The organism is Thauera phenylacetica B4P, from assembly GCF_000310225.1.
Taxonomy (GTDB): Bacteria; Pseudomonadota; Gammaproteobacteria; order Burkholderiales; family Rhodocyclaceae; genus Thauera; species Thauera phenylacetica.
Window position 1 is genome coordinate 1 of the sequence record NZ_AMXF01000503.1, and the last position, 970, is coordinate 970.

Annotated in this window: 2 protein-coding genes; both read left to right on the forward strand. The window is 76.1% G+C overall.

Annotation, left to right across the window (positions count from 1 at the left end):
• A partial coding sequence (locus C667_RS23320) for an NADH-quinone oxidoreductase subunit B family protein (RefSeq protein ID WP_004390336.1) occupies positions 1–696 on the forward strand: 696 nt, incomplete at its 5' end.
• A gap of 9 nt (positions 697–705) precedes the next feature.
• Positions 706–970, forward strand: a 265-nt coding sequence (locus C667_RS23325) for a nickel-dependent hydrogenase large subunit (RefSeq protein ID WP_004390338.1), incomplete at its 3' end; no start/stop codon positions are given.

Genomic DNA, 970 nt, shown 5'->3' on the forward strand with positions numbered 1-970 from the left:
TCCGCGCGCGCCGGCCACGTGGTGGCGGTGGGCAGCTGCGCCGCCTTCGGCGGCATGACCAGCTCGGGCGCCAACCCCACCGACGCCTGCGGCCTGCAGTACGACGGCGAGCAGGCGGGCGGCCTGCTCGGCGCCGACTGGCGCGCCCCCGACGGCCTGCCGGTGATCAACGTCGCCGGCTGCCCGACCCACCCCGGCTGGGTGGTCGAGACCCTGCTCGGGCTCGCCGCCGGCGCCTTCACCGCGGCCGAGCTCGACGCGCTCGGCCGCCCGCGCTTCTACGCCGACAAGCTGGTGCACCACGGCTGCAGCCGCAACGAGTTCTACGAGTTCAAGGCGAGCGCCGCCGAGCTCTCCCAGCTCGGCTGCCTGATGGAGAACCTCGGCTGCAAGGGGACCCAGGCCCACGCCGACTGCAACACCCGGCTGTGGAACGGCGCCGGCTCCTGCCCCGAGGGCGGCTTCGCCTGCATCGCCTGCACCGCGCCCGGCTTCGAGGAGCCCGGCCACCCCTTCCACCAGACCCCCAAGCTCGCCGGCATCCCGATCGGCCTGCCGGCGGACATGCCCAAGGCCTGGTTCGTCGCGCTCGCCGCGCTGTCCAAGTCGGCCACGCCGCGGCGCGTACGCGAGAACGCCCACGCCGACCACCCCGTGGTGCCGCCGGCGGTGCCCCGCGGCGGCAACGGGCGCTGAGGGCCGCGCATGAGCCGCCTGGTCCTGGGCCCCTTCAACCGCGTCGAGGGCGACCTCGAGGTGAGCCTCGAGGTCGAGGCCGGCCGCGTGCGCGCGGCGCAGGTGACCGCGCCGCTGTACCGCGGCTTCGAGGGCGTGCTGGTGGGCAAGACGCCGCTCGACGCGCTCGTCTTCGTGCCGCGCATCTGCGGCATCTGCTCGGTGTCGCAGTCGGCCGCGGCGGCGGCGGCGCTGCGCGCGGCGATGGGCCTGGTGCCGGCGCCCAACGGCGAGC